At 43.9% G+C, this 526-nt stretch carries 1 protein-coding gene, 2 tRNA genes and 1 rRNA gene; 1 reads left to right on the plus strand and 3 read right to left on the minus strand.

The window, feature by feature from the left end; genetic code table 11:
• A partial coding sequence (locus C1E99_RS02315; protein WP_161943210.1) for a transposase occupies positions 1 to 201 on the plus strand: 201 nt, incomplete at its 5' end.
• 39 nt (positions 202 to 240) lie between these two features.
• Here the strand turns inward: C1E99_RS02315 and C1E99_RS02320 are convergent.
• The 3 genes from C1E99_RS02320 to rrf form a co-directional block, all read right to left on the minus strand.
• Positions 241 to 312, minus strand: a tRNA-Glu gene (locus C1E99_RS02320).
• Positions 313 to 335: 23 nt separating this feature from the next.
• Positions 336 to 408: transfer RNA gene (locus C1E99_RS02325), tRNA-Asn, on the minus strand.
• A 5-nt stretch (positions 409 to 413) separates the two neighbouring features.
• A 5S ribosomal RNA gene (gene rrf / locus C1E99_RS02330) occupies positions 414 to 526 on the minus strand; the annotation flags it as partial.

The following is a 526-nucleotide window of genomic DNA, read 5'->3' on the forward strand; positions in this document are numbered from 1 at the left end:
TTTCTAAAGGATAAAGACAAGGTTTTAAACGCTATGGAATTGCCTTATTCCAACGCCAAACTGGAAGCTACCAATAATCTCATCAAAGTCATTAAAAGAAATGCCTTTGGTTTTAGGAACTTTGAAAACTTTAGAAAACGGATTTTGATTGCCTTGAACATAAAGAAAGAGAGAACCAATTTCGTCCTCTCTAGGTGTTAGCTTTTCATCTACCCACTACAGTTGACAAAGAGCCCAATATAGTCCGTACGGGATTCGAACCCGTGTTACCGCCGTGAAAAGGCGGTGTCTTAACCCCTTGACCAACGGACCATATAATTAAAGATTGCTCTTTACTCCGCCAACAGGGCTCGAACCTGTGACATCATGATTAACAGTCATGCGCTCTACCAACTGAGCTATGGCGGAATTTCGCTAAGCGACTACCGTATCTAACAGGGGGCAACCCCCAACTACTTCAGGCGTTCTAGGGCTTAACTGCTGTGTTCGGCATGGGTACAGGTGTATCTCCTAGGCTATCGTCACT

Origin of the sequence: Streptococcus suis (assembly GCF_002964045.1) — a bacterium.
GTDB classification, from domain to species: domain Bacteria; phylum Bacillota; class Bacilli; order Lactobacillales; family Streptococcaceae; genus Streptococcus; species Streptococcus suis_U.